Raw genomic sequence first — 270 nt, 5'->3', positions numbered from 1 at the left:
GATGCCCGAGGTGATGTGGTCGTAGCCCGGGGCGATGTCCGTCGTCAGAGGGCCCAGCGTGTAGAACGGCGCCTCGTGGCAGTGTTCCAGCTGCAGCTCCATGTTTTCCTTGATCATCTGCATCGGCACGTGGCCGGGGCCTTCGATCATCACCTGCACGTCGTGCTTCCAGGCCACTTGCGTCAGTTCGCCCAGGGTCTTCAGTTCAGCGAATTGGGCTTCGTCGTTTGCGTCGTAGCCCGAACCCGGGCGCAGGCCGTCGCCGAGCGA

The 270-nt window shown here is 63.7% G+C and carries 1 protein-coding gene; it reads right to left on the bottom strand.

Annotated elements, in window-relative coordinates:
• Positions 1 to 270, bottom strand: a 270-nt coding sequence (locus SB751_RS30840) for a phosphomethylpyrimidine synthase ThiC (protein ID WP_410749129.1), incomplete at both ends; no start/stop codon positions are given.

The sequence above is a fragment of the Cupriavidus sp. SIMBA_020 genome (assembly GCF_046535395.1).
In the GTDB taxonomy this organism is placed as follows: Bacteria; Pseudomonadota; Gammaproteobacteria; order Burkholderiales; family Burkholderiaceae; genus Cupriavidus; species Cupriavidus campinensis.
This window is presented reverse-complemented; position numbering and strand designations above follow the sequence as displayed.